General features: G+C 46.9%; 18 protein-coding genes, 2 tRNA genes and 2 riboswitches. Of the genes, 16 read left to right on the plus strand and 4 right to left on the minus strand.

Going from position 1 to position 22748, the window contains the following annotated elements; translation table 11 throughout:
* Window positions 1–15: 15 nt before the first annotated feature.
* Both GPK49_RS00705 and GPK49_RS00710 read left to right on the plus strand, forming a co-directional pair.
* Complete coding sequence (locus GPK49_RS00705) at window positions 16–213, plus strand: DUF896 domain-containing protein (RefSeq protein WP_016406691.1); 198 nt, start codon at window positions 16–18, stop codon at window positions 211–213.
* Between the two features lie 181 nt (window positions 214–394).
* Entirely contained in the window at window positions 395–1306 is a 912-nt protein-coding gene (locus tag GPK49_RS00710) for a stalk domain-containing protein (RefSeq protein ID WP_215676452.1), read from the plus strand.
* Between the two features lie 62 nt (window positions 1307–1368).
* On the opposite strand, the gene GPK49_RS00715 is transcribed toward GPK49_RS00710, so the two are convergent.
* Window positions 1369–2484 carry an alanine racemase gene (locus tag GPK49_RS00715; RefSeq protein ID WP_215676453.1) on the minus strand — a complete coding sequence of 372 codons (1116 nt, stop codon included), beginning with the start codon at window positions 2482–2484 and terminating at the stop codon, window positions 1369–1371.
* 401 nt (window positions 2485–2885) lie between these two features.
* Between GPK49_RS00715 and GPK49_RS00720 the strand changes: the two genes are divergently transcribed.
* Window positions 2886–5282 (plus strand): S-layer homology domain-containing protein, encoded by a 2397-nt coding sequence (locus tag GPK49_RS00720; protein WP_215676454.1) that lies wholly within the window; start codon window positions 2886–2888, stop codon window positions 5280–5282.
* Between the two features lie 159 nt (window positions 5283–5441).
* Here the strand turns inward: GPK49_RS00720 and GPK49_RS00725 are convergent, their stop codons facing one another.
* From GPK49_RS00725 to GPK49_RS00735, 3 genes are all read right to left on the minus strand, one after another.
* The gene (locus GPK49_RS00725) at window positions 5442–8144 is read right to left on the minus strand and encodes an S-layer homology domain-containing protein (RefSeq protein WP_215676455.1); all 2703 of its coding nucleotides are present in this window, start codon (window positions 8142–8144) and stop codon (window positions 5442–5444) included.
* Window positions 8110–9357, minus strand: a complete 1248-nt coding sequence (locus GPK49_RS00730; protein ID WP_215676456.1) for a hypothetical protein — start codon at window positions 9355–9357, stop codon at window positions 8110–8112. The genes GPK49_RS00725 and GPK49_RS00730 overlap by 35 nt, the downstream gene beginning before the upstream one ends.
* A 57-nt stretch (window positions 9358–9414) precedes the next feature.
* Window positions 9415–9502: riboswitch (cyclic di-GMP riboswitch) on the minus strand.
* A 529-nt stretch (window positions 9503–10031) separates the two neighbouring features.
* Entirely contained in the window at window positions 10032–10859 is an 828-nt protein-coding gene (locus tag GPK49_RS00735; RefSeq protein ID WP_016406696.1) for a transglutaminase-like domain-containing protein, read from the minus strand.
* A 12-nt stretch (window positions 10860–10871) separates the two neighbouring features.
* Window positions 10872–10959, minus strand: a riboswitch (cyclic di-GMP riboswitch).
* Between the two features lie 333 nt (window positions 10960–11292).
* On the opposite strand from GPK49_RS00735, the gene GPK49_RS00740 reads away from it, so the two are divergent.
* The 13 genes from GPK49_RS00740 (at window position 11293) to GPK49_RS00800 (ending at window position 22460) form a co-directional block, all read left to right on the plus strand.
* The gene (locus tag GPK49_RS00740; protein ID WP_016406697.1) at window positions 11293–12081 is read left to right on the plus strand and encodes an amino acid ABC transporter substrate-binding protein; all 789 of its coding nucleotides are present in this window, start codon (window positions 11293–11295) and stop codon (window positions 12079–12081) included.
* A gap of 117 nt (window positions 12082–12198) precedes the next feature.
* Window positions 12199–12849, plus strand: a complete 651-nt coding sequence (locus tag GPK49_RS00745) for an amino acid ABC transporter permease (RefSeq protein WP_016406698.1) — start codon at window positions 12199–12201, stop codon at window positions 12847–12849.
* Between the two features lie 16 nt (window positions 12850–12865).
* Window positions 12866–13630 (plus strand): amino acid ABC transporter ATP-binding protein, encoded by a 765-nt coding sequence (locus GPK49_RS00750; protein WP_215676457.1) that lies wholly within the window; start codon window positions 12866–12868, stop codon window positions 13628–13630.
* A gap of 12 nt (window positions 13631–13642) precedes the next feature.
* Window positions 13643–14461 (plus strand): hypothetical protein, encoded by an 819-nt coding sequence (locus tag GPK49_RS00755; RefSeq protein WP_215676458.1) that lies wholly within the window; start codon window positions 13643–13645, stop codon window positions 14459–14461.
* 157 nt (window positions 14462–14618) lie between these two features.
* The gene (locus GPK49_RS00760; protein WP_215676459.1) at window positions 14619–15980 is read left to right on the plus strand and encodes an HAD hydrolase family protein; all 1362 of its coding nucleotides are present in this window, start codon (window positions 14619–14621) and stop codon (window positions 15978–15980) included.
* Window positions 15981–15990: 10 nt separating this feature from the next.
* The gene (locus GPK49_RS00765) at window positions 15991–16710 is read left to right on the plus strand and encodes a tRNA threonylcarbamoyladenosine dehydratase (RefSeq protein WP_118580831.1); all 720 of its coding nucleotides are present in this window, start codon (window positions 15991–15993) and stop codon (window positions 16708–16710) included.
* 177 nt (window positions 16711–16887) lie between these two features.
* Window positions 16888–18219, plus strand: coding sequence for an MATE family efflux transporter (locus tag GPK49_RS00770; protein ID WP_215676460.1), 1332 nt, complete (start codon window positions 16888–16890; stop codon window positions 18217–18219).
* 165 nt (window positions 18220–18384) lie between these two features.
* Entirely contained in the window at window positions 18385–19278 is an 894-nt protein-coding gene (locus GPK49_RS00775; RefSeq protein WP_215676461.1) for a hypothetical protein, read from the plus strand.
* Window positions 19279–19474: 196 nt separating this feature from the next.
* On the plus strand, window positions 19475–21094 hold the full coding sequence (locus tag GPK49_RS00780) for an ABC-F family ATP-binding cassette domain-containing protein (RefSeq protein ID WP_016406705.1): 1620 nt from the start codon (window positions 19475–19477) through the stop codon (window positions 21092–21094).
* Window positions 21095–21175: 81 nt separating this feature from the next.
* Window positions 21176–21457 carry a LysO family transporter gene (locus GPK49_RS00785; RefSeq protein ID WP_016406706.1) on the plus strand — a complete coding sequence of 94 codons (282 nt, stop codon included), beginning with the start codon at window positions 21176–21178 and terminating at the stop codon, window positions 21455–21457.
* Entirely contained in the window at window positions 21454–22041 is a 588-nt protein-coding gene (locus tag GPK49_RS00790; protein ID WP_016406707.1) for a lysine exporter LysO family protein, read from the plus strand. Before GPK49_RS00785 ends, GPK49_RS00790 begins: the two co-directional genes overlap by 4 nt.
* An 81-nt stretch (window positions 22042–22122) precedes the next feature.
* A tRNA-Leu gene (locus tag GPK49_RS00795) sits at window positions 22123–22207 on the plus strand.
* A 168-nt stretch (window positions 22208–22375) separates the two neighbouring features.
* Window positions 22376–22460: transfer RNA gene (locus tag GPK49_RS00800), tRNA-Leu, on the plus strand.
* The last annotated feature ends 288 nt before the right edge of the window (window positions 22461–22748 follow it).

The following is a 22748-nucleotide window of genomic DNA, read 5'->3' on the forward strand; positions in this document are numbered from 1 at the left end:
TAAGGAGGATGAAAGATGTTTGAACAGGAAACCCCTTTGACAAAGCGTATCAATGAACTGGCGAAGAAAGCGAAAACCGTTGGTCTGACCGAAGCGGAAAAGGAAGAGCAGACCTTATTGCGTCAGGAATTCCTGATTAAATTCCGCGCAAATTTCAAGACACAGCTGGATAACATTGAAATTGTGGACGAGGACGAAAAAGAAGAAAAATAAAAGCGAAGGATCTGCTGTTTCAGAAGGATGAAATAGCAGATCTTTTTGTTTGGAAAAAGAAACAATAAAAATCTGAAAATTTTTTAAAAAAAGCGGAACTTTTGCAAAATAGATTACGTCTGATTGGTATACAACGAAAACAGAAAACAATACCACACCATTTAGTTAGGAGGAAATGAATATGAAAAAGAATATGACAAAGGTTATGGCAATGGGTATGGTGCTGACAATGCTGGCAGGCACAACAGCATTTGCGAGCGGCACAGCGGCAGAGGCAACCAAGGGCGTGTTGGCAACCGCAGAGGACACAAAGCAGGCTAAGGCTGCATTCTTGGGCGAAAGCGGCAAGATTGTTTCTGTAGAGAAATCCGGAACAGACGGTGTTTCCGTTGTGGAAATCGAAAACAAAAATGGCGGTCTGCGCTTTGCAGTTGATGCAAACAGCCTGATTCTGGATAGAAAGGACGGCAGCTATAAGACAGTGGCTGATTTGACAGAGGGCATGGAGGTTGCAGTGGTTTACAGCGCAAACAGCCCTATGGGTATGAGTCTGCCCCCTTATCTGGGCAGCGTGACAGCAGTAGTTGCCAATGCAGATGCGGACAATATGATGGTTGGACACTTCGGGGATGACCTGACAGATAAGACAAATAAGCTGCAGCTGAATATTTCCGATGAAACAAGAATTTTGAACATGGAGGGCGCAAAAATCAAGCTTTCCGCTGAGGATGTAAAGAATCAGGATGCACTGGTATTCTATGATATTACAACAAGAAGCATTCCTGCACAGACAACACCCTCTCTGGTGCTGCTGCTGACACAGGCAGAAGAAGCAGGGGAAGAAATGGGAAATGAGCCTAAAATGCAGGCACAGATGATGGTTCCTCTGAGAGAGGCGGCAAAGGAAAACGGCTATACCGTAAAATGGCAGGGCAAGCAGAAGCCCATCGTTCTGGAAAAGGACGGCACCTCCATTGAAATTACGCTCGGCAGCGCAGAATATGTAGTTGAGGGCGATATGGTGATGAAGGCGGCAATGCCCAGTGAGCTGAAGGACGGCAAGACATACGTTTCCAGTGAGATTTTTAATTAATAACTTGAAATCGGGAATTTCAAGTTAAAAAAGGGGAGTCCGAATGGACCCCCTTTTTCGTATTATAGTGCACCCTTTTTCTTACTGTTTTCTCTTGCATCGACTGCAATGAAATCTACAATCTCATCGCCGCGCACGCAGGTATACCAGCCGGTATTATTTGCGGTGGAGCAGGAATGATTCGGGATGATTTCAACCTGATCACCGACCTTCAAATCACATGTGCCGTCTGCCTTTACCTTTGCGACCTCCTCGGAAAGCCCGACAATCGTCAGCTCAGGATGCCCGACAACATACCCGAAGCCCTTGATGGCAGAATTTCCGTGCGCCCCCTGATCCAGACCCAGACATTTGGAGCCGGCATCAAAGAGATAGAACCCCTCGGAGGGATGGGAAACAACGGTTGCCAATACGCGTAAGGAGCAAGCATCCTCGCCGCAGGTGCCAAGGGAAATCTGGATGTTATCGAAGAAGGTATAGTTGCCGGGATGGCTTACGTTGAGGGTTTTATCCTTTACGGCAATCTCAAAGGTGGGGGTAGAGCCGGAGGAAATGATCTCGCAGGGGAAGCCTGCCGCAGCCAGAGCATCGGCAGCCCTTTTCATGGTATCCTTTTCCAGCTTAGCAACCTCCTCCAGAGCGGCTCTTGTGGTGCAGCCATAAACCTGTCCGGGATGGGTGGAAATGCCGCGGAATTTCAGATTTTTCAAGGAGGAAAGCGTTTTTACGAAATCCACAACTGCATCTGCGGGCATCCCGAAGCGGTGGAAATCCATATCCACAATGACGGTATAGGATACGATGACACCTGCTTTTTCCGCTTCACTGTTTAAAATTTCTGCCGCACGGACAGTATCCAGACGGATAATCAGCTCTGCATCCTTGGCAAAGGGCAGCAGGCGGCGGATATTGACAGGGTTCGCAGTGGGGTAAGCATACATGATATGTTTTGCGCCAAGCTGATAAACCATTTCACATTCATCCAATGTGCCGCAGAGAAAGCCTGTTGCGCCTGCGTCCAGCTGCATTTTCGCAAGGGCGGTGCTTTTATGCGTCTTAATCATGGGCCACAGCTCTTTGCCGTTTTCGTTACAGAGTGCCTGCCAGGATTGAATATTGTGTTCCAGCTTATCCAGATCCAAGAGGATGGCAGGGGTTTGTAATTCATGTTTTTTCATGGGTATCATACCTCCTTTAAAATCGTGTTTCTATAGAAATACATTACCGAAAAGAAAGCCGTCTGTCAATCGGCAGAATCACGATTGCAGAGGGGCTTTTTCTATGTTAAAGTGAAGAAAAGCCGATGTTTTGTATAGGAAAAATGACGAAAGGGCTTTCAGCGGAGAAAGAAAAAATGAAGTGACGATTTTAATGGATAACCGGATGGCTTCTGTTTATGCGAAGCAGGGGACAGGGATGGAACAAAACGGAAAAATTTTCGTCTAAAAGAAAAGATAGTCGTAAAAAATGCGAAAGATTAAGGAAATTGAAAGAATTTTTTCCTGAAATTTATGATACAATTATGGCAGAGAGGTTTGTCCTTTTGGAGACAACAGAGAACAAGAAGGGGGCAGAAGGTATGAAAAAAACAAAGCAGATTCTAACCTTGGCAACAACGGCAAGCCTGTTGATGGGCAGTATTTCAGTGCCTGCCTATGCGGCAACAACCTTTGTGGATATCAACACGGTGACGTGGTCGGGCTTTAAGCCGTTTCTGAATCAGGCGGCAGAGCTTGGGCTGATGAGCGGCTACGAGGAAAACGGCAAGCGTTACTGCAAGCCGAGAAACAACGTGACCTATTGCGAAGCGGTACAGCTGATGTATTCCATCATGAAGGCATACACGAAGCAGGATGTCAATGATGCAACGGTGACAAAATGGAAGCCTGTAATCAGCGCGTATAACATCCCGACATGGGCGTATAAGGCAACGGCATACGGCTTGGAAAATAGTATTCTGACAACGGCGGAGCTGAATAAGCTGCAGGGCGGCACAAAGGCGGCAAACCGCGAGGATGTCGGCGTGATTTTCGGGAAGGCGATGGATACCGTAAAGGGGTATGACGTAAAATCCGGCGCAACACTGGGCTATGCCGATAAGGATGCGATTTCCGCAACGGCAGTGCCCTATCTGGAGCTGCTGTACAGAGTGAATTTGATGGTGGGGGATTCGGATAATAAATTCAATCCCAAGAAGAACATCACTCGTGCGGAGATGGCGGTGCTTTCCGTAAAATCCTATAATAAGCTGGTGGAAAATAAGGGAACGGAAACCAACCGGAAAACCGCAACAGGGACAGTGACCGACTGCAAGACGATGCAGAATGGGGATATTTTCCTGACGATGACGGCAAGCGGTTCCTCTTTGAGCCTGTTTGGGGTGAAAGGAAAGGTAACGGCGAAATATAACGGACAGACGATTGCTCTTTCGGATATCAAAACAGGGGATACTGTGAAGGTGACCTACGAAGGGCAGTATATGAGCAGTATCACGGTGACATATTCCAAGAACGGCATCAAGCAGACAACTGAAAAGAAATATGAGCTGAAGGATATCACCGATTCCAAGATTACGGTCAAGGATGGCTCGACCGAAAAGAAATTCTATCTGGATGATGATGTGGAAATCAGACTGGATGGGAAGAAATCGACCGTCAGCAAGCTTTCCAGAGCCTTGGAGGATACCTCCTATGACGTAACACTGACTCTGGATAAGGATGAATATGTGCTGAAGGTTGTAGCGGTGGTGAATGCAAACAACCCCACTGACGGCACTGTGACGGATGTGGAGGATGACGAGATTACCATCAAATCCGGCAAGAAGGAATATACCTACACTCTGGCAAGCGATGTGGAGGTTACCTATAACGGCAATACGATGAAGTTCAGCAAATTCCAACGGAATTATGATGACAGCAATTTTGTGGTTTCCCTGAAGCTGGATAAGAATAACAGGGTTTCGGAGATTAAGATTACCTCTATGGAGGATGATTACAACGGCACGCTGACCTTCCTCAACAGCAAACGCATTGAATTTACGGCAGGAAGTAAGACATATCAGTATAACCTGAGTGATGATGTGACAGTGCGGATTGACGGTAAAAAGAGCAGTGTTTCTGCCCTGCGGGAAAGCTATCGCGATGGCAAGGCGTACACCGTTTCGGTGGACACCAACAGGGATGACGAGGTAACGGAGATTCTTGCGGTATCGAAATTCAGCAGTAATAACAAGGGCAAGCTGAGTAAAATCAGCAAGAGAGAGCTTACGATTGTAGCGAAGGAAAAGGACTATACCTATGGTTTGGCGGATGATGTGGATGTAACCATCAATGGCAAGAACAGGGATGTTTCCGATTTGATTGACAGCTATAAGGATTACAGCTTCAATGTTACGTTGGGGTTCGATAAGAATGGTGATGTTTGCGAAATTACCGCGGAGATGGCAGACGCGAAGGAAGGCTATCTCAGAGATTTGGTTGAGGATAAGAGAACCATTACCGTTACGGCGGCAGGGCTGAATATCAAGATGGATTTGGCAAGCAGCGTAACAGTGAAATTGGGCGGCGAAAGCATCAGTCTGACGAAGCTGAACAGCGAGTTGGACTATGCCTATGGCGATTCCCAGATTTATGTGGAGCTGGGCTATAACGGCAGTGGTGAGGTAAAAACGATTACGGCGTTCTGGGAGGATGCACGCGGCGAGTTGGTATCTGTTGACAGAAGAGCAGATGAAATCGAGGTAAGGGTAGACGGCAGCAAAAAGACATTTGAAATCAGCACCCGTGCAGAGTTTGTGTATAAGCTTTCTGCGGCGGCGGATGCGGATGATTATAAGAGAAACCTCAGATATGATGAGGATTTGTATGGACTGCAGGACTTTCTGGATGCCTGCTCGGATGCAAGGGATGACTGCACGGTTGCATTGACGAAGGATTCTAAGGGTAAAATTGTAAGAATCTGTGCAATTGCAGGATAAAAAAGGAATAGAAAAAGGACGAAATTCCGAAAACGGGGTTTCGTCCTTTTTGATTGCAGAAAAGCAAAAGAAAAACCTCCGGTTTTTCTTGGCTTAAAACCGGAGGTCTAAAAGAGGAGCGGAAGGGAGCAACCCTTCCGAGTTGTAAGCGCTTATGATTTATTTATCAAGCTCGGACCAGTCGCGAGTTTCACGCAATTCTGTCCACTTTTCATACTGAGAATTTTCTTTGTATTTATAATAGTGGCTGTTGGTTGCTTCCTGTACTGCCAGATAGTACCAAGCGTTGGTATCGGCATTATCTGTCCATTTTGCCATGTTTTCCAGGAGATCCTCGGCTGTCTCAGGTTTGCGGTTGAGCACGCGGTTTACCAGAGACATTGTTTCGGCACGAGTGATTTTGTTCTGAGGACGGAAGGAACCGTCTTCATAGCCGTTTACCCAGCCGTTATTGGCTGCTACAGCGATTTCGTCCTTTGCCCAGTGGCCTGCGATATCGTTGAAGCTTGCGGGTGTTTTATCGCCGTTTACATCGAAACGAGTTGCGATTGCGGCGAATTCGGCACGAGTGATGGATGCGTTGGGGCGGAAGGTAGCATCGGGATAACCGGAAATGATACCCATCGCGCTCAGTGTGGATACTGCACTGCAGTACCAAGCATCGTTGCTTACATCTGTGAATTTATTCTGACGAGTGTAGTTTGCATCACGAACGTCATCCTCAAGCAGGCGGAAGAAGATAGCCGCAACCTCTGCACGGGTGATGGAGTTCTGAGGTCTTACCTCGCCATTGCCGTAGCCAACGATGTATGCGAAGTGGTCTGTGTTATTCAGACCCAGTGCATCGTCATCCTTGATTTCTACGGTAGGTTTTTCCTCTTTTTTGCCGCCGCCATTACCACCGTCGCTGGAGGAATGGTGACGCTTGTAGGTGTAAATATTGTGGAATGTGATTGTTGTGCCTTCTACGGGTTCTAGTTCAGGATGATCATTCTCACTATCCTTCTCTTTTGCAATCCAGATATAGTCCACTACAGCATTCCTATCTGTGGTAAATGTGAGGATGTATTTTGTGGTGTCATAGGTTACTTTGGAAAGGTTGCCCTCAACCTCGGAGACTCTGACTTCGTAGTATGTGTCGGGGTCTAATACATCAGCCACACCTTTACCTGCGGAGAAGTTGAAGGCTCTTGTTTCGCCTGTTTTCAGATTAACCGTACCGGTGAAGGTTTTTGCATTGTCTGTACCCGGAGTATTTGTGTTGTTGTCGCTAGATTCATCTACTTCAGCCGCGTAGGAATTTATTTCTGGATGAACAGGCATAACCTTTGCGGTTGCAGTGAAGGTTCCTTCTGTGCTGTAGTTGTACTGTGCAGTGAAGGATTTCCAAACCAGAGTGTTCAGAACACCTGTGATGGTCTTGGTTTCGGATGGTGTGAATTTCCAAGTACCGGTCAGAGCGATGAGAATAGTGTTTCCATCATCGGAAGTAGTTTTTGTTTCAGTCCAACCGGAGAATTTCCAAGAACCTGCAATACTGCCGTTAGGAGCGTTGGAAGTGGATGTATTTGTAAAGATCTTATCCATATCTGCTTTAGCGGCTTCTTCGGTGTTGTAAGTTCCACCTGTAGGACAAGTTTTGTCGGAAGGAGCGGGAGTACCCCAATCGTAGGTAACCTTGACAACCTTTTCTGCGAATGTCCAAGTACCTGTGAAGGTGATAACTTTTGTGTGTTCTTCCGTAGTAGAATCTACAGGATCGGAAGGTGTCCAACCGGAGAATTTCCAAAGACCTTCTTTATCGCCTTTTTTTGCGTTGGAAGTGGATGCACTTGTAAAGTTCTTATCCACCGCATTTTTGGCTGCGGTTTCGGAGTCATAGGAGGTGCTGTCTGTAGGAAGGGTAACACCTTCGGGAACACCGTCGCCACCATCCCATTTGTATACAACCTTATAGGTTGTTGTAATAGGCTTCGCCTCGAATGTCCAAGTACCTTTGTAGGTGATGGTTTTAGTTATTACATCATCGCCGTAATTGGTTTGGATAGTTGCATCTTTCGTCCAACCGCTGAAAGTCCAAAGACCTTTTTGTTCTCCGTTATTTGCATTGGAGGTAGAATTGCTGTTGAATGTAGTATCCATAGGAACTGCAGCTTCGGTCTCATAAGAATTTCCGTTAGTAGGACAAGTTTGGTCGGAAGGAGCGAAAGTACCCCAATCATAGTTAACTTTATAAACCACGGGTTTCTTTTCCCATTTTGCGGTCAAGGTGATATCTTTGTTGGGGGCCTTAATTGTGGACCCTTCTTTGAGGAGTTCGTTCTCATACACCCAACCCAAGAATTTATAATTCTGAGAGGAGGTTTCCATCTTCCGAACAGTGTAGTCACCTAAGAAGTAGGTTTCTTCTTTGGGAAGCGTAAAATCTTCACCGTCAGGGATGTTGCCTTTTGCATAAGTTACTTTGTAGAGATTGATTTCGCCATCCAGATGCCAAGTGGCGTCATCCCCCTCAACATAGTCTGTAGCGCCGGGGCAAGATTTTAAGCCATACCATTTGCTGACAAGTGGAGAAATCTTGGTGGATTCTGTAAGCAGACCATTTGTCTTTGCACTGCCCGTAGAGTCGCTAAGTTCCACATCCCCCTTTTCTATCCGCGCTTCGATTTCAGCGGTGGGGATTGTTTCCTTGGAAATTACACCTTGATCTTTGTAGGGGGCAGGGTCAAAGGTTGTTGCATCATTTAATGCACCAAAAGTGATGAAGCTGTCGTTATTCAAGTTGATAGAATCGGTACTGCCGTTGATATAGAGGCTGGAGTTCTTATCAAAGGTCGTATTTTTGTATTTCAAAGAGGCCATAAACATACACGGGGTATTTTTGGTCTTCCCACTGTGCTTTCAGAGTGATTTTCCCGGTATTATCTGTATCGTGGTCTTTCAGAGTGATTGTATCGCCGCCCTGATAATATTTGCCACTATTTGTGTCGTCGTTTACTGTCCAACCTGCAAAGACTTTCCCTTTGGGGGCGTTCGGTTTGTAAGTGTCGATAGTGTATGTGCCGCAGTAGTAGGTGTTTTTGTCAACGTGAGCCTCTTTGGAAACATCAGTGCTATCCGCCATATACTTGATTTTGTATGTGTGGATTTTACCATCCATGTGCCAAGTGTACTTGCCATCCTCATCAGAATAGTTGGTTGCATCACGGGCAATATGCAAATCCCAATCATCAATCGCAACATCCTTCCAGCTGAAATACTGATTCTGCATATCAGTGCTATCGCCTAAGGAAGCAGTCAGCATTGCTTCTAAAACATCGGCGGAGATGGATTCTTTTTCAGCATCTTTAGCAGGTTTCACAGTTGTACCATTTTCGATTTTGCCAAAGGTAATGTAATCACTTTTGGGCTTTCCTATAATAGAATAATCATTCCATTTAACAGTCTGTACCTTCTTGTTATCTTTTTGAATTTTAATGTCTTTACCAAAAAGACCGTCTTTCCCGGAAAGAATATTATCCTCATCATTCTTGTCTTTGCCATTTACGAAGTAGCCATAAACATAAATGGGGTAACTCTTATTTGCATAAAGCTCCAGTGATACGGGAGCAGCGAACATGGCTGTCAGCCCTGCGAGTTCAGCCGCAGATACTTCATTTTTCAAGTCCTCGGTGATTTTCTCGTCTGTGGAGTTTTCTATAGCCCCTTCTTGTGCAGGAGCGCCTTCTGTTGTTTTATCTGCCACAGGAGATTCCTTTACAGGCTCCTCAGTGGGAGTATCCTTTACAGGCTCCTCAGTGGGAGTATCCTTTGCAGGCTCCTCTGCGGGAGTATCCTTTGCAGGCTCCTCTGTGGGAGTATCCTTTGTTTCTGCTGCCGGAGAGGAATCATATCCCCCTACGGAAACATCTGTACCGCCCTCGGAACTGGGACAGTAGGCTGTAACAGCAGGTTCTGTGTTTCCGCTGCTTTCAGTGGGTGGTTCGGCAAACGCAGTCGCCGGCATCAACGCAATTATCATTACGGCAGCCAAGAGCCAGGACAGAAAGCGTTTGCCTGATTTCTTTTTCATCATAAAAAATCCTCCTTCTTTGTTCTTGTGAGACCCGAAGAAGGAGGATACGATATGTCTTTTGGCAACCGGCTGCCTTGCGAAGAAAAATTCGGTTAGGCCCTTGGCTTTGCGACACCGGCTTTCGTCGGCTGTGCCTTTGTCTGTACACACGCTCTTTCAACGAGCCGCACAGATAATACTATAATGTATTTATATAGATAAAATACATTGCAAAGTCGTGTTACAATGTATTATATCACAGCTTGATAAAATTTCAAGTATTTTTGTGGATTCTCAACATATTTGTATGCAATTATATGCAAGTTTTGTTGAAAAAAATCCGGAAAAATGATGGCGGCACGGAAAATGGGGACATGTCACCATCTAAACCTAGAAAACTTGTCTGTTTTATGGTGGAAAATAAGCGCTGTTTTTATGCAAAACAACCGAATCGAATATAATCAGCTTAATTCGATTTAATCAAGTGTTTTGCGCAATCCTGTCCATTTTTCATAGGCAGAGTTTTCCTTGCTTGTGTTGTAGTGGCTGTTGGTTGCTTCCTGTACCGCCAGATAATACCATGCGTTTGTGTCTGCGTTATCTGTAAAGGTAGAAATGGTTTTGTTATAGGAAACATATAGCGAAGAAAAGACTTCCTGCTATGTGTTTTTTCTTTATTACATTATTACAATCTGTTATGCTGCGATTGCAAGAGAATCGCTCTGCTGTGCGTAGTGCAAAGGAGATACGCAATCGGACAGGCTGTTTGCGTTCAGTACACGCTCTGTTACAGCGTAGGTCAAATCAATCTGATACCAAGCACCGTCTACGTTTACCTTGTTCCAAGCATGGTAGCTTCTGCCGGCATAGCCCTTTGTCAAAGAGCAAGGGATGCTCTGGCTGCGGCACATAGCTGCAAACAGGGAAGACAGGTCATAGCAGATGCCCTTGCTACTGTTCAGCGTAGCACTTGTGTCAGGGATATATTTGCTTACCTTGCCGGATGTAATTTCATCTGCAAGCTTTGTATCGTAGGTGTAATGCCCTGCAATGTAGTTGTAGATTGCGGTTACCTTTTCTGCATCGGTTGCTGCGCCCTTGCAGATTTCAGCCGCCTTTTGGCTGACTGCATCACCTGCTGCAAACTGCACATCTGCGGTGGAGATAAGGTAGGGAGCATATTCGTTTTTGATTTTTGCATTTACGGTTTCTCTGCTGACAACCTGATAGGTTGTACCGGAAATGTTTTCACATACGGTAATAGTGTATGTGCCATCGCCCTGGTCCAGAGAGAATTCTGCAGTTTTGCCGCTGGGGCAGTTTTTATAGGAGGTCTTATTGTCACCGTACTGGATGCCGACCTTCAATTTGGAATCGGAAGCGTAATTTACGGTAACAAAACCATCTTTTGCATGGGAAGTATCAATAGAACCTGTAGAAGCGCTGGCTGTTACCACGCCTGTCATAGACATTAAAATAAAGGCTGCAACAAATGTGCAAACACAAGAAAAAAGCCGTTTCATACGGAATCTCCTTTCGGTAACTGGCTGCCAGCCCTTTTTCAAGGGGTAAGGCCCTATAGCTTTGCGTCGCCACCTTTCGATGGGTTTGCTATTATCGTTTGAGATGCTGTCGACTACGGCTGCATCTTTTACTGATATTGATTGTATTATTTTTATACCTACACTATATACCTTTTTTCGCGGTTGTCAATAGAAAAACGTAAAAAATCTTGAAAAATCGACAAAAACTCGGCGTGCAGAAGGATGGGAGAAAGGGATGGAAGGCACTGCACACAGGGCGCGAAAGGAGTTGTGTATTTTGCATAAAAAATAATGGCGAAAAAGCAGATTCTTTTGCTTTACTTTAGTGTGGTAATGTGATACTATGATGAAGAACAAAGGAGCGACGCTCCGCAGGAATGAAAAAACGATATGAAAAAGGGGACGATAACGTATGAAAAAGTATTTGGCACTGTTTTTGACAATGGTTATGGGTGCGTCTGTTCTGGCAGGTTGCGGCGGCTCTGACAGCGCAAAGACCTTCACTGTAGGCTTCGATGCGGAATATCCTCCTTATGGCTACAGAACAGAGAGTGGCGATTATGCCGGCTTTGATCTGGATCTGGCTGCTGAGGTCTGCGAAAGAAACGGCTGGGAGCTGGTAAAGCAGCCCATCGACTGGGATGCAAAGGATATGGAGCTGAACAGCGGCGCAATCGACTGTATCTGGAACGGCTTCACCATGACAGGCAGAGAGGATGAATACACCTTCTCCAAGCCCTATGTTGACAACAGCATCGTATATGTTGTAAGAGCGGATTCCGATATTCAGACAGAGGCTGATTTGGCAGGCAAGCACGTCATCACACAGGCAGGCTCCTCCGCACTTTCCGCTTTGCAGGATGAATCCAAGGCAGATGTCGTAAATTCCTTCGCATCTCTGGATGAAATCGCAGATTACAACACAGCATTTATGAATCTGGAGGCAGGTACAAATGATGCCATCGCGGTAGATATCGGCGTAGCACAGTATCAGCTGACAACAAAGGCAGATAAATTCAGAATGCTGGAAGAGCCCCTCTCCACAGAGCAGTATGCAATCGGCTTCAAGAAGGGCAATGAAGAGCTGAGAGATCAGGTACAGGCAACACTGGATGAAATGGCAGAGGACGGTACTCTGGCGGAAATCGCAGCAAAGTATAAGGATTACAATCTGGATCAGATGCTTTGCCTGGGAAAATAAGAAAGAAACAGTTATGAAAAAAGCTGGGAAAGACGGTGGGAAGGCTCCTGCCGCCTTTCCTGCGTTTTAGGAATTTCTCGGATTCCTGCATTTTACGGTTAAGAAAGGAAATTTACTATGAATTTTGCGATTATTGCACAGCAGCTGGTAAGCGGCATGGGTTCCTCCCTGATGATTTTTGTGCTGACACTGCTGTTTTCCATGCCCTTGGGGCTTTTGGTTGCCTTCGGGCGTATGTCAAAAATAAAGCCCTTGCAGGCAGTCATTAAGGTTTTCATTGCCATTCTGCGCGGCACGCCCTTGATGCTGCAGCTTTTGGTGGTGAATTTTGCACCTTATTATCTGTTCCGTATTTCTTTGCCCAGATGGTACCGCTTCGCTGCGATTATCATCGGCTTTTCTATTAACTATGCAGCATATTTTGCGGAAATTTACCGTTCCGGTATCGAATCCATCCCCAAGGGACAATATGAGGCGGCATCCGTTCTGGGGTATAATAAAAACCAGACCTTTTTCCGCATCATTTTCCCGCAGATGGTGAAGCGCGTACTGCCTCCTGTGACGAATGAGGTTATCACACTGGTAAAGGATACCTCTCTTGCGTTCGTACTGGCGTATGAGGAAATGTTTACTGTAGCAAAACAGATTGCATCTGCAAGAACAAGTATTATGCCCCTGTTCGTTGCGGGTGTGTTCTATTTCATCTTCAATGGTGTGGTTGCATTCGCAATGGAACGCATTGAAAAGAAACTGAGCTATTACCATTAAGAAAGGAGGGCATACAATGAATAAGGTATTGGAAATTAAGCACTGCAATAAAAGCTTCGGGGAAAACGAAGTGCTGAAGGATATTTCTCTGTCTGTAACAGAAGGACAGGTTGTGTCTATCATTGGGCCTTCCGGCTCTGGGAAATCCACCCTTCTGCGCTGCGCAACCATGCTGGAAACCATGGACGGCGGCGATCTGATTTATCTGGGAGACTATGCCGCAAAGGCGGACGCACAGGGCAAGGCGGTTTATGCCGCAAAGGAAACCCTGCAGGGCATCAAAAAGCATTTCGGTCTGGTGTTCCAGAATTTTAATCTGTTTCCTCATTATTCCGTCATGAAAAATATCACCGAACCGCCGATTCTGATCGGCAGGCGCAAAAAAGAGGAAATTTATGCCGAGGCAAGGGAGCTGCTGAAAAAAATGGGACTGGCGGACAAGGAAAACGCTTATCCCTGTGAGCTTTCGGGCGGACAGCAGCAGCGTGTTTCTATCGCGCGTGCATTGGCGATGAAGCCGAAAATTCTTTTCTTTGACGAGCCGACCTCCGCGCTTGACCCTGAGCTGACGGGCGAAATTCTGAAGGTTATCAAGGATTTGGCGGCGGAACACATGACAATGGTAATCGTGACACATGAAATGTCCTTTGCAAGGGATGTTTCCGATCATATTATTTTTATGGATGGCGGCGTGATTGTGGAGGAGGGCGAACCCGAACAGGTCATCAATCATCCCCAGCAAGAACGTACCAAAGCCTTCCTGAGCCGTTTTCAGCAGTAAGGAAGTGGTCGGATGGAAGTGAAATTCATCAAAGCAAGCCCTACGGAAAATATGACGCTGCTCATCGAAACGCCTGTGGCAAGAGAGAAGCAGCTTGCTGTGGCAGAAAGGCTGATTGCCTATGGCAGTGTATACGCTGAGCAGGCAGGCTATATCGAGGAAGCGGAAAATCCTGCGGCAGAAAAACGCCTGCAAATGATGGCAGGGGAATTTTGCGGCAATGCCAGTCTTTCTCTGGCGGCATGGCTGGCGAAGAAGAAAAATCTGCCGATTGGCGAAAAAACGGAAATTACGCTTGAGGTTTCCGGTGCGGAGGAGCTTGTTCGCTGCGAAATAGAACGAGAAACGGAGCACCGCTTTCTTGGCAGGGTGGCAATGCCCCTGCCGCAGTGCATTGAAACGAGAGCATTTACGCTGGATGGCGAAAGAATCGAACTGACCGCAGTTGTTTTCGCAGGCATTACGCATATCCTCGTCCCTGTGTCCCTTTGGGGCGAGAATGCGGCAAAAAAGGCAGAACGCGCGGCAAGGGTCTGGGCGAAGGAGCTGCCGCCTGTGTTTGGGCTTCTGCTGTTTGATGAGAAGGAGAAAAGCCTGAAACCTCTGGTTGCGGTGGAGGATGTCAGTCTCATTTGGGAAAGAGGCTGCGGCAGCGGAACCTCTGCTGTCGGGGCATATCTGGCGGCAAGGGAGAAAAAGGATATTACCGTTTCCCTCAAGCAGCCCGGCGGCGTGATGCACGCAACGGTTTCTTATCAGAATGGAGCGGTTACGAAAATTGAAATTACGGGCAGTGTTGCTATAGTGGCAGAGGGTACGGCATATTTATAAAAAAAGCGCAGATGAAAAGTCTGCGTTTTTTTGTTATGTGAGGGGGAAACCGTGTAAAATAAGCATTTTCCTGCATTTTTTTGGCAGATAGCTTGACAGAAAGAAGGGATTTCCTCTATACTTTGCCAATAAGAACAGCGAAAAGGAGTGAAATCCTATGGTTGCAAATATTCCGAGAGTCGGTATGCGTATGGTGAAAACAGCATTGGCGGTTGCCATCTGCTTTTTTCTTTATGTTCTGCGCGGAGAGGAAGGCGTACCGATTTTTTCTACGATTGCCGCGATTATCTGTATGCAGCCCTATGCGGAAAACAGCATACAGGTTTCCATAAACCGTATTATCGGCACACTGCTGGGGGCAGTCTTTGCGCTTCTGGTGCTGTATCTGATCCAATATATTCCCTATCAGGTGCGTATCCTGCGATATCTGGTGATTTCCTTTGCGGTCATTCCTGTGATGTATGTGACGGTTTTATTGAAGCGCACGGGTGCTTCTGCGCTGGCAGGGATTGTACTGCTGAGTGTCTGCCTCTCTAATGTGGGGTATACGCCACTGGAGGGGGCAATCAATCGTTCTGTCGAAACGATTATCGGGATTCTGGTTTCTCTGGGGGTCAATAATCTGCATCTGCCACGGAAAAGGACAGAGGACTATCTCTTTGTGACGGGCTTTGACGGGGCATTATACGACGAAAAAAACGGTATTTCGCCCTATGCCTCCTTTGAGCTGAATCAGCTTTTGCAGGATGGCCTGCCGTTTACCATTGCGACAGAGCGTACACCCGCTTCGCTGATGGCGGATTTAAAGGGGCTTGATTTGCGCCTGCCTGTTATCGCGATGGATGGGGCGGTGCTGTATGATGTGAAGGATAAGCGATACCGTGCGACAAGCGGACTGCCGAAGGAATGGGTGGACAGAATCTGCACCCTTGTGAAGGAGAAGGAGTATCATTATTTCCTGAACGTGGTCTGGCAAAATGTGCTTTTGATTTATTTTGGCGAATTTAAAAATGAGGTGGAACGAGAATTGTATCTTTCTAACCGCCGATCGCCTTACCGCAATTATATTTATGGAGAAATGCCGGAGGATGGTGTTGTGGTGTATATCCTGCTGGTGCTGCAGGATGCGGATGCGGATGCACTGGAGGCAGAACTAAAAGAGATGGATACCGAACAGGAGCTGCTTTTCCTGCGGGATAAATCGGAAACGCCGGAGACATACTGTCATTTGAAGATTTATCATAAAAATGCAACGAAGAAATATATGCTGGAGCGGCTGATGGAGGAAATCCCGCAGAAGAAATGTGTTGCCTTTGGCAGCAACCGAAACGATCTTTCCATGCTGACCTCTGCACAGCTTTCCTATGCAACTGCGGATGCCGAAGCGGAAGCAAAGGCGGCGGCGAAGCGGCAGTTAAAGGGACATGGCGGCGACAGCATTGTGCGAAAGATTTTCCGTTTGTATGAGCGGCTGCCTTGGGAAAAGCTGCCCAAGGAGCTGAGAGAACCAAAGGAATGAGAGGAATGATATGAGCGAATTGAATGAATTTTCCAGAGCGGAGCTGCTTCTGGGAGAGGAAGGCATAGAAAAACTGAGAAAGGCGCGTGTGGCAGTGTTCGGTATTGGTGGTGTCGGCTCCTTTGTGGCAGAGGCACTGGCAAGAGGCGGCGTGGGACACCTTGCCCTTGTGGATGGAGATGTGGTAAGCCTGACAAATATCAACCGTCAGCTGATTGCAACGCAGAAAACGATTGGCAGAAGGAAAACGTCTGTCATGGCAGAGCGAATTCATGAGATTCTGCCGGAGACCGAGGTGGTGGAATATCCTGTGGTTTACGGTGCGGAAAACAGGGATTTGCTGGATTTTGCTTCGTATGATTACATTGTGGATGCGATTGATACGGTGACCTCCAAGCTGATTCTGATAGAAGAAGCGAAAAAAGCGGGGACAGAGGTTATCAGCTCCATGGGGACAGGAAATAAATTTGACCCGACCCGTTTTGAGGTGGCGGATATCTCCAAAACAAGCGTCTGTCCGCTGGCGAAGGTGATGCGGAAGGAATTGAAGGTGCGCGGCATTCGCGGCGTGAAGGTGGTTTATTCCAAGGAGCTGCCCCAAAAGCCGGCAGAATCGCAGGAGACGGGCAAACGACAGATTCCCGGAAGTCTTTCCTTTGTGCCGCCTGTGGCAGGGATGATTCTGGCAGGAGAGGTTATCCGGCATATTGCTGGCGTGGATTTGGCATAAGGGCATAAGAAAGGGGATTGACAGCACCTTTATTTCTGTTACAATAGTCATCATCAAATAAAATATATCTTCATCGGAGAACTTGTAGTCGCAATTACAAAGTTGAAAAGATGTCGAGTGCGCTCGGTTATGCAAATAACCGGGCTGTTTTTTTGAATTGAAAAGGAGAGAAGACGTATGAATATCCAATTATCGGATCATTTTACCTATCGCAGGCTGATTCGGTTTGTCATCCCTTCGGTTGCCATGATGATTTTGACCTCGATTTATGGCGTGGTCGATGGGCTGTTTGTTTCCAATTTTGTTGGGAAAACCGCCTTTGCGGCAGTCAATCTTGTGATCCCTTTCACATTGGTTTTGGGCGCCTTCGGCTTTATGCTGGGGACAGGCGGCACTGCCCTTGTGGCGAAAACCTTGGGAGAGGGCAAGCAAGAGGAGGCAAATCGGATTTTTTCCATGCTGATTTATTTTGCGATTGGCTTGGGGCTTGTGCTGACGATGCTCGGCATTGCGGCATTGAAAAAAATCCTTCTTAAAATGGGCGCAGATGATGCCATGCTCGGCTACGGCATGATTTACGGGAGGCTTGTGCTTTTGGGGATTCCCTTTTATATGCTCCAGAATATGTTCCAGAATTTTTTGATTGCAGCGGAAAAGCCGCAGCTTGGCTTAATTGTAACGGTTGCGGCAGGGCTGACGAATATGGTTCTGGATGCGCTGTTCATTGCGGTGCTTGGCTGGGGCGTGGCAGGTGCGGCGGTGGCAACGGCATTGGGGCAATGTGTCGGCGGCTTGATTCCCTTTGTTTATTTTGCAAGGAAAAACAGCAGTCGGCTTGCCTTGGTAAAAACAAAATTACTGGGGGGTGCGCTGCTGCGAACCTGTACGAACGGCTCCTCCGAGCTGGTGTCGAATATTTCCATGTCCTCGGTGGGAATGCTCTATAATGCACAGCTGATGAAGGTTGCGGGGGAAAACGGCGTGGCGGCGTATGGCGTGATTCTATATGTCAATTTTATTTTTATTGCGATTTATCTGGGTTATGCCTATGGCTCTGCGCCCATCGTTGCCTTCAACTATGGTGCGGGGAAGAAGGCGGAGCTGCAGAATGTGCTGAAAAAGAGCCTGAAGCTGCTTTTGGGGACAGGCATTGTGCTGCTTTCGATAGGGGTGCTTTTTGCCGGCGTGCTTTCGGGGCTTTTTGTCGGCTATGATGCACAGCTTTATGCCATGACTGTGAGAGGACTTCGCTTTTATGCGGTTTCCTTCCTTTTGAGCGGCTTTAATATTTTCGGTTCGTCCTTCTTTACGGCATTGAACAACGGGATGGTTTCTGCGGCAATTTCCTTCCTGCGTACAGTTGTTTTTGAGGTGGCGGCAGTTTTGATTTTGCCTCTCTTTTTTGGCTTGGATGGCGTTTGGTGCGCCATTACGGTGGCGGAGCTTGCCTCTATCCTGATTACCATAGGTGCTTTCTCCGCCCTGCGAAAGAGGTATCAGTATCTGTGAAGTGGAGAATTATCCCTCAATTCTTACAATTTTCTTAGAATTTTATGAAGAAAAGGGGAACTTACTTGCAATGAGTGGAGATTTACGCTACAATCGGATTGAGAAAAGCGGTGTTCTGTTGCCTTTTGTCGGGCTGCGGCGCGAAGGCATGAAGGAGGAATCCCTATGAAGAAACAAAGAAAAAGCAGAGGATTGGGTATGACTTTTATTATTGTCTGTCTGGTTTTATCCGGCTGTGGCGCAGGTACACAGGAGGCGGCGCTCGGCTCTGCGGAGGAATATGTGCAGGCGGCAAAAACGGCACTTGCAGGACAGGACAGCTTTACGGCGAATTTTGATGCCACGATTGCAATGAACAACGCAGGAAGGGGCAGCATGACTACAAAGGGAACCGTAACCTTCGTGAAGGAGCCGCTTTATATGAAAGTGGATACGGATATGGGCTTTGATAATGGCAGCCAGAGATACATTCTTTATCTGCAAAAGGGCGAAGCGGAAAAGAACGAGGATGGCGTGAATCAATACATGAATTATGATGGACAATGGACGGAAATGACCTTGCAGAAAACCGATGCCATGAACAGCGTGCAGATTTACAACACGGCGGAAAACATGGAAACCCTGCTTGCGGCGGCAGAAAACTGCACCATGCAGGAGAACGGCGGCAAGGCTGTCATTTCTGCGGATATCCCTGCGGAAAAGCTGTATGATGTGGAGGCGGCAGGACGTTTCTTCCAGATTGCAGGCATGAGCAGCCTTTCTGAGGTTTATTTCAAGGGTATAGGGGATGTGCCTGTTACCTTTGTGTTGGACAAAAAAACAGGCGCGCCGATTTCCTATGAAATAGATTTGGCGCAGGCCTTGGAAAAGGTCACGAATAATGTGCTTTCGGAGCTGAGCAGTGATAATGAAAGCAGTGGTATCACCGTGCAAACCTACCGCATTTCCTCCGAGCTGACACAACTGGGCAATGTGAAGGCTGGAGAGATTCCGGATGAGGTCAAGAGCAGTGCTATCAATTATGAAAGAGAGATTTCCATGTTGGAATCCGATAAATAAGAAATAAGAGACAACAAAAACCCGTTTTGCATGGCGCAGGGCGGGTTTTTCTTTGATTTCAGTGGATTTTATGGGAAATAGGGCTTTTATTTTGTATGATATTCATGTTATAATCAAATTTAGTTTGTTTTTTGAACATGGCGGCGAAGGTGCCGTAGCGTAATAAAAAAAGGAATGAGAAAAAGGAGAGAAAAACATGATCGCTGCACAGGGTGTCAGCCTCCAATATGGCGGCAGAGTACTTTTCAACGATGTGAATATCAATTTCACAAAGGGCAACTGTTACGGACTGATTGGTGCCAATGGTGCCGGTAAGTCCACATTTCTGAAAATTCTTGCAGGGGAGCTGGAACCCAATAAGGGCTCTGTATTCATTACCCCCGGGGAAAGAATGGCAGTTCTGAAGCAGGACCATTTCCTGTTTGATGAGTTTGATGTGGTAGAGTGCGTGTTATATGGGCATAAAAGACTGTATGATATCCGCAAGGAGAAGGACGCACTTTATATGAAGGAGGACTTCACAGACGAGGACGGCATTAAGGCGGCAGAGCTGGAGGGTGAATTTGCGGAGCTGGACGGCTGGGCTGCGGAATCCAATGCGGAAATGCTGCTGAACGGTCTGGGGGTTACGAATGAATTCCATTATGCGAAGATGAAGGAGCTGACAGGCGGACAGAAGGTGAAGGTGCTTCTGGCACAGGCATTGTTCGGCAATCCCGATATTCTGCTTCTGGACGAGCCTACCAACCATCTGGATATCCATGCGATCAAATGGCTGGAGGATTTCCTGATGAACTTTGAAAATACGGTTATCGTAGTTTCCCATGACCGTCATTTCCTGAATAAGGTCTGCACAAATATTGCGGATATCGATTATGGCAAGATTACCATGTTTGTCGGCAACTATGATTTCTGGTACAGTTATACCCAGATGACACAGCGTCAGCTGAAGGATCAGAATAAGCGCGTGGAACAGAAGATTAAGGAGCTGCAGGACTTCATCCAGCGCTTTAGTGCGAATGCCTCCAAGGCGAAGCAGGCAACCTCCAGAAAGAAGCTGTTGGATAACCTGCAGATGGATACCATTAAGCCCTCCAGCCGCAGATATCCCTTCTGTAGCTTTAAGCAGGACAGAGAGGTCGGCAACGATGTGCTTTTGGTGGATGGAATTTCCAAAACCATTGACGGCAAGAAGGTGCTGAATGATGTTAGCTTTATGATTCGCCCGCACGAAAAGGTTGCCTTTGTCGGCAAGGATGAAATCGCAAGAACTACGCTGTTCCAGATTCTGATGGGCGAACTGGAGCCGGATGAGGGCAGCTTTAAATGGGGAATTACCACAAAAACCGCATATTTTCCGAAGGATAACACAGAATATTTTGAGGGCAACAAGGACAGCCTGATTGAATGGCTGCGTCCCTTTGCAAAGGAAGGCGAGCAATACGATTCCGATATTCGCGGTTGGCTGGGCAGAATGCTGTTCAGTGGTGAGGAAGCGCTGAAGGAGGCCGGCGTGCTTTCCGGTGGTGAAAAGGTAAGATGTATGCTTTGCAAGATGATGATGAGCGGCGCAAATGTGATGATTCTGGATGAGCCTACCAACCATTTGGATCTGGAATCTATTACAGCACTGAATGAAGGGCTGACGGAGTATAAGGGGACACTGCTGTTTGATTCCCACGACCATCAGTTTGTGCAGACCATTGCAGACAGAATCATTGAAATCCTGCCCGGCGGCATCATCGACAGACAGATGACCTATGACGAATATATCGAGGATGAAAGCATTGACGCAATCCGCGAAAAATTATCCTAAACGGGATATGCTAAAAAAATAAGTTCTGTAAGCTTACTGCCTCTGCGCTTTGCGTAGGGGCAGCTTTTGGAGGGATGAAATATGAGATATATCTTTTTGGCAATCGGATTAGGGGTTTTGATTGGCTATCAAGGTTGGATTCGGGAGAGGGGAATCCGCTGGAACAGCAGATTGCAGACGGTTTGGCTGCTGCTTTTGATTTTCTGCATGGGCGTGAGTATCGGCAGAAATGGTGAGGTGGTCAGAAGCCTGCCGCTTTTGGGTGGTAAGGCAGTGCTGTTTGCAGTGATGACGGCGATTGGCAGTATTGCTGTGGTTTATATTCTTTCCACGCTGTTTTTGGAGAAGGAGGGGAAGAAATGAGCCTTGTGATTTTGATTGTTCTGGTGCTTGGCGTTGGGGCAGGATACCTGATGCCTGCGGATGTGAGCGGCTTTCTGGATAGCGCATCCACCTATATGCTGCTGCTCCTTTTGTTTTCCGTCGGGATTGATACAGGGCTGAATAAGGCTGTTTTCACACGCATTAGGGAATTGGGCTTTCGGATTTTGCTGATTCCGTTCGGGGTTGCGCTCGGCTCCCTTTGCGGCGGTGTGGTGACTGCCTTTTTGCTTTCCCTGCCTGCAAAGGAGGGCTTGGCGATTTCCGCAGGCTTGGGCTGGTATAGCCTTTCCGGCGTGCTGATTACGGAGGCAGGCAACCCCGTCGGCGGTACGATTGCGTTTCTCGCAAATGTGTTTCGTGAAATGCTGACGTTTGTCATTGTGCCGTTTGTGGCAAGCCATTTGAATTATTATTCCGCCATTGCGCCGGCAGGGGCTACCTCTATGGATACCACCTTGGGCATTATCAGCAAGAACACGAATGGTACGATTGCTGTGCTTGCCTTTGTGAACGGCATTGTGTGTACGCTTCTGGTGCCGCTTTTGGTGCCGCTGTTCCTGTAAAAGAGAAAAATGAAAAAAATATAAAAAATGTGTTGACAAAAGTGTTTCGGTGCGGTATTATAATCAAGCGCACTGAGATGTGCGGATGTGGCGGAACTGGCAGACGCGCTAGATTCAGGTTCTAGTGGGCATTGCGCCCGTGCAGGTTCAAGTCCTGTCATCCGCAGTAATTGCGGAAAAGACCATTGTGGATTGCAGTGGTCTTTTTTATTCTCCAAAAAGAAGTTGTATTTCCGGAGATAAAAGAAAGATTTAAAAAAAAGAAAAAATTTTATCGAAAAATGCTTGACATTTTTCTTCTGATGCAGTATTATAGTCAGGCACACTAAGTTGTGCGGATGTGGCGGAACTGGCAGACGCGCTAGATTCAGGTTCTAGTGGGCATTGCGCCCGTGCAGGTTCAAGTCCTGTCATCCGCAGTATTGCGGAAAAGACCATCGAGAAAATCGGTGGTCTTTTTTGTTTTCCGAGGGGAGTCCTTATCTGAGAGAATGGATTGTATTTTTTGAGAACAAAATTTGAAAACGAGGGTGTAGCTCATCGACAAGGAGAGCTTGACAGCCAAGAAGGAACATGTTAGTATGAAAATACTTATACTATACCAAAAGTAAATAGGTTACTGCAATAAAGCCCTTGTGAAAGCATGGTGCTGTAACCCGAAAGTGCCGCGCTTGTCGCGGCGCTTTTGTTTTATAATTGATTATATA

Origin of the sequence: Clostridium sp. MCC345, from assembly GCF_018785345.1 — a bacterium.
GTDB lineage: Bacteria > Bacillota > Clostridia > Lachnospirales > Anaerotignaceae > Anaerotignum_A > Anaerotignum_A faecicola.

What these genes read in the sequence shown, in the direction of transcription:
- GPK49_RS00750 (WP_215676457.1), top strand. Translation starts at nt 12,866, where the DNA reads ATGAATAAGGTATTGGAAATTAAGCACTGCAATAAAAGCTTCGGGGAA.
- GPK49_RS00770 (WP_215676460.1), top strand. Translation starts at nt 16,888, where the DNA reads ATGAATATCCAATTATCGGATCATTTTACCTATCGCAGGCTGATTCGG.
- GPK49_RS00785 (WP_016406706.1), top strand. Translation starts at nt 21,176, where the DNA reads ATGAGATATATCTTTTTGGCAATCGGATTAGGGGTTTTGATTGGCTAT.
- GPK49_RS00715 (WP_215676453.1), bottom strand. Translation starts at nt 2,484, where the DNA reads ATGAAAAAACATGAATTACAAACCCCTGCCATCCTCTTGGATCTGGAT.
- GPK49_RS00780 (WP_016406705.1), top strand. Translation starts at nt 19,475, where the DNA reads ATGATCGCTGCACAGGGTGTCAGCCTCCAATATGGCGGCAGAGTACTT.
- GPK49_RS00765 (WP_118580831.1), top strand. Translation starts at nt 15,991, where the DNA reads ATGAGCGAATTGAATGAATTTTCCAGAGCGGAGCTGCTTCTGGGAGAG.
- GPK49_RS00760 (WP_215676459.1), top strand. Translation starts at nt 14,619, where the DNA reads ATGGTTGCAAATATTCCGAGAGTCGGTATGCGTATGGTGAAAACAGCA.
- GPK49_RS00790 (WP_016406707.1), top strand. Translation starts at nt 21,454, where the DNA reads ATGAGCCTTGTGATTTTGATTGTTCTGGTGCTTGGCGTTGGGGCAGGA.
- GPK49_RS00705 (WP_016406691.1), top strand. Translation starts at nt 16, where the DNA reads ATGTTTGAACAGGAAACCCCTTTGACAAAGCGTATCAATGAACTGGCG.
- GPK49_RS00775 (WP_215676461.1), top strand. Translation starts at nt 18,385, where the DNA reads ATGAAGAAACAAAGAAAAAGCAGAGGATTGGGTATGACTTTTATTATT.
- GPK49_RS00710 (WP_215676452.1), top strand. Translation starts at nt 395, where the DNA reads ATGAAAAAGAATATGACAAAGGTTATGGCAATGGGTATGGTGCTGACA.
- GPK49_RS00725 (WP_215676455.1), bottom strand. Translation starts at nt 8,144, where the DNA reads ATGGCCTCTTTGAAATACAAAAATACGACCTTTGATAAGAACTCCAGC.
- GPK49_RS00730 (WP_215676456.1), bottom strand. Translation starts at nt 9,357, where the DNA reads ATGATGAAAAAGAAATCAGGCAAACGCTTTCTGTCCTGGCTCTTGGCT.
- GPK49_RS00745 (WP_016406698.1), top strand. Translation starts at nt 12,199, where the DNA reads ATGAATTTTGCGATTATTGCACAGCAGCTGGTAAGCGGCATGGGTTCC.
- GPK49_RS00720 (WP_215676454.1), top strand. Translation starts at nt 2,886, where the DNA reads ATGAAAAAAACAAAGCAGATTCTAACCTTGGCAACAACGGCAAGCCTG.
- GPK49_RS00740 (WP_016406697.1), top strand. Translation starts at nt 11,293, where the DNA reads ATGAAAAAGTATTTGGCACTGTTTTTGACAATGGTTATGGGTGCGTCT.
- GPK49_RS00755 (WP_215676458.1), top strand. Translation starts at nt 13,643, where the DNA reads ATGGAAGTGAAATTCATCAAAGCAAGCCCTACGGAAAATATGACGCTG.
- GPK49_RS00735 (WP_016406696.1), bottom strand. Translation starts at nt 10,859, where the DNA reads ATGAAACGGCTTTTTTCTTGTGTTTGCACATTTGTTGCAGCCTTTATT.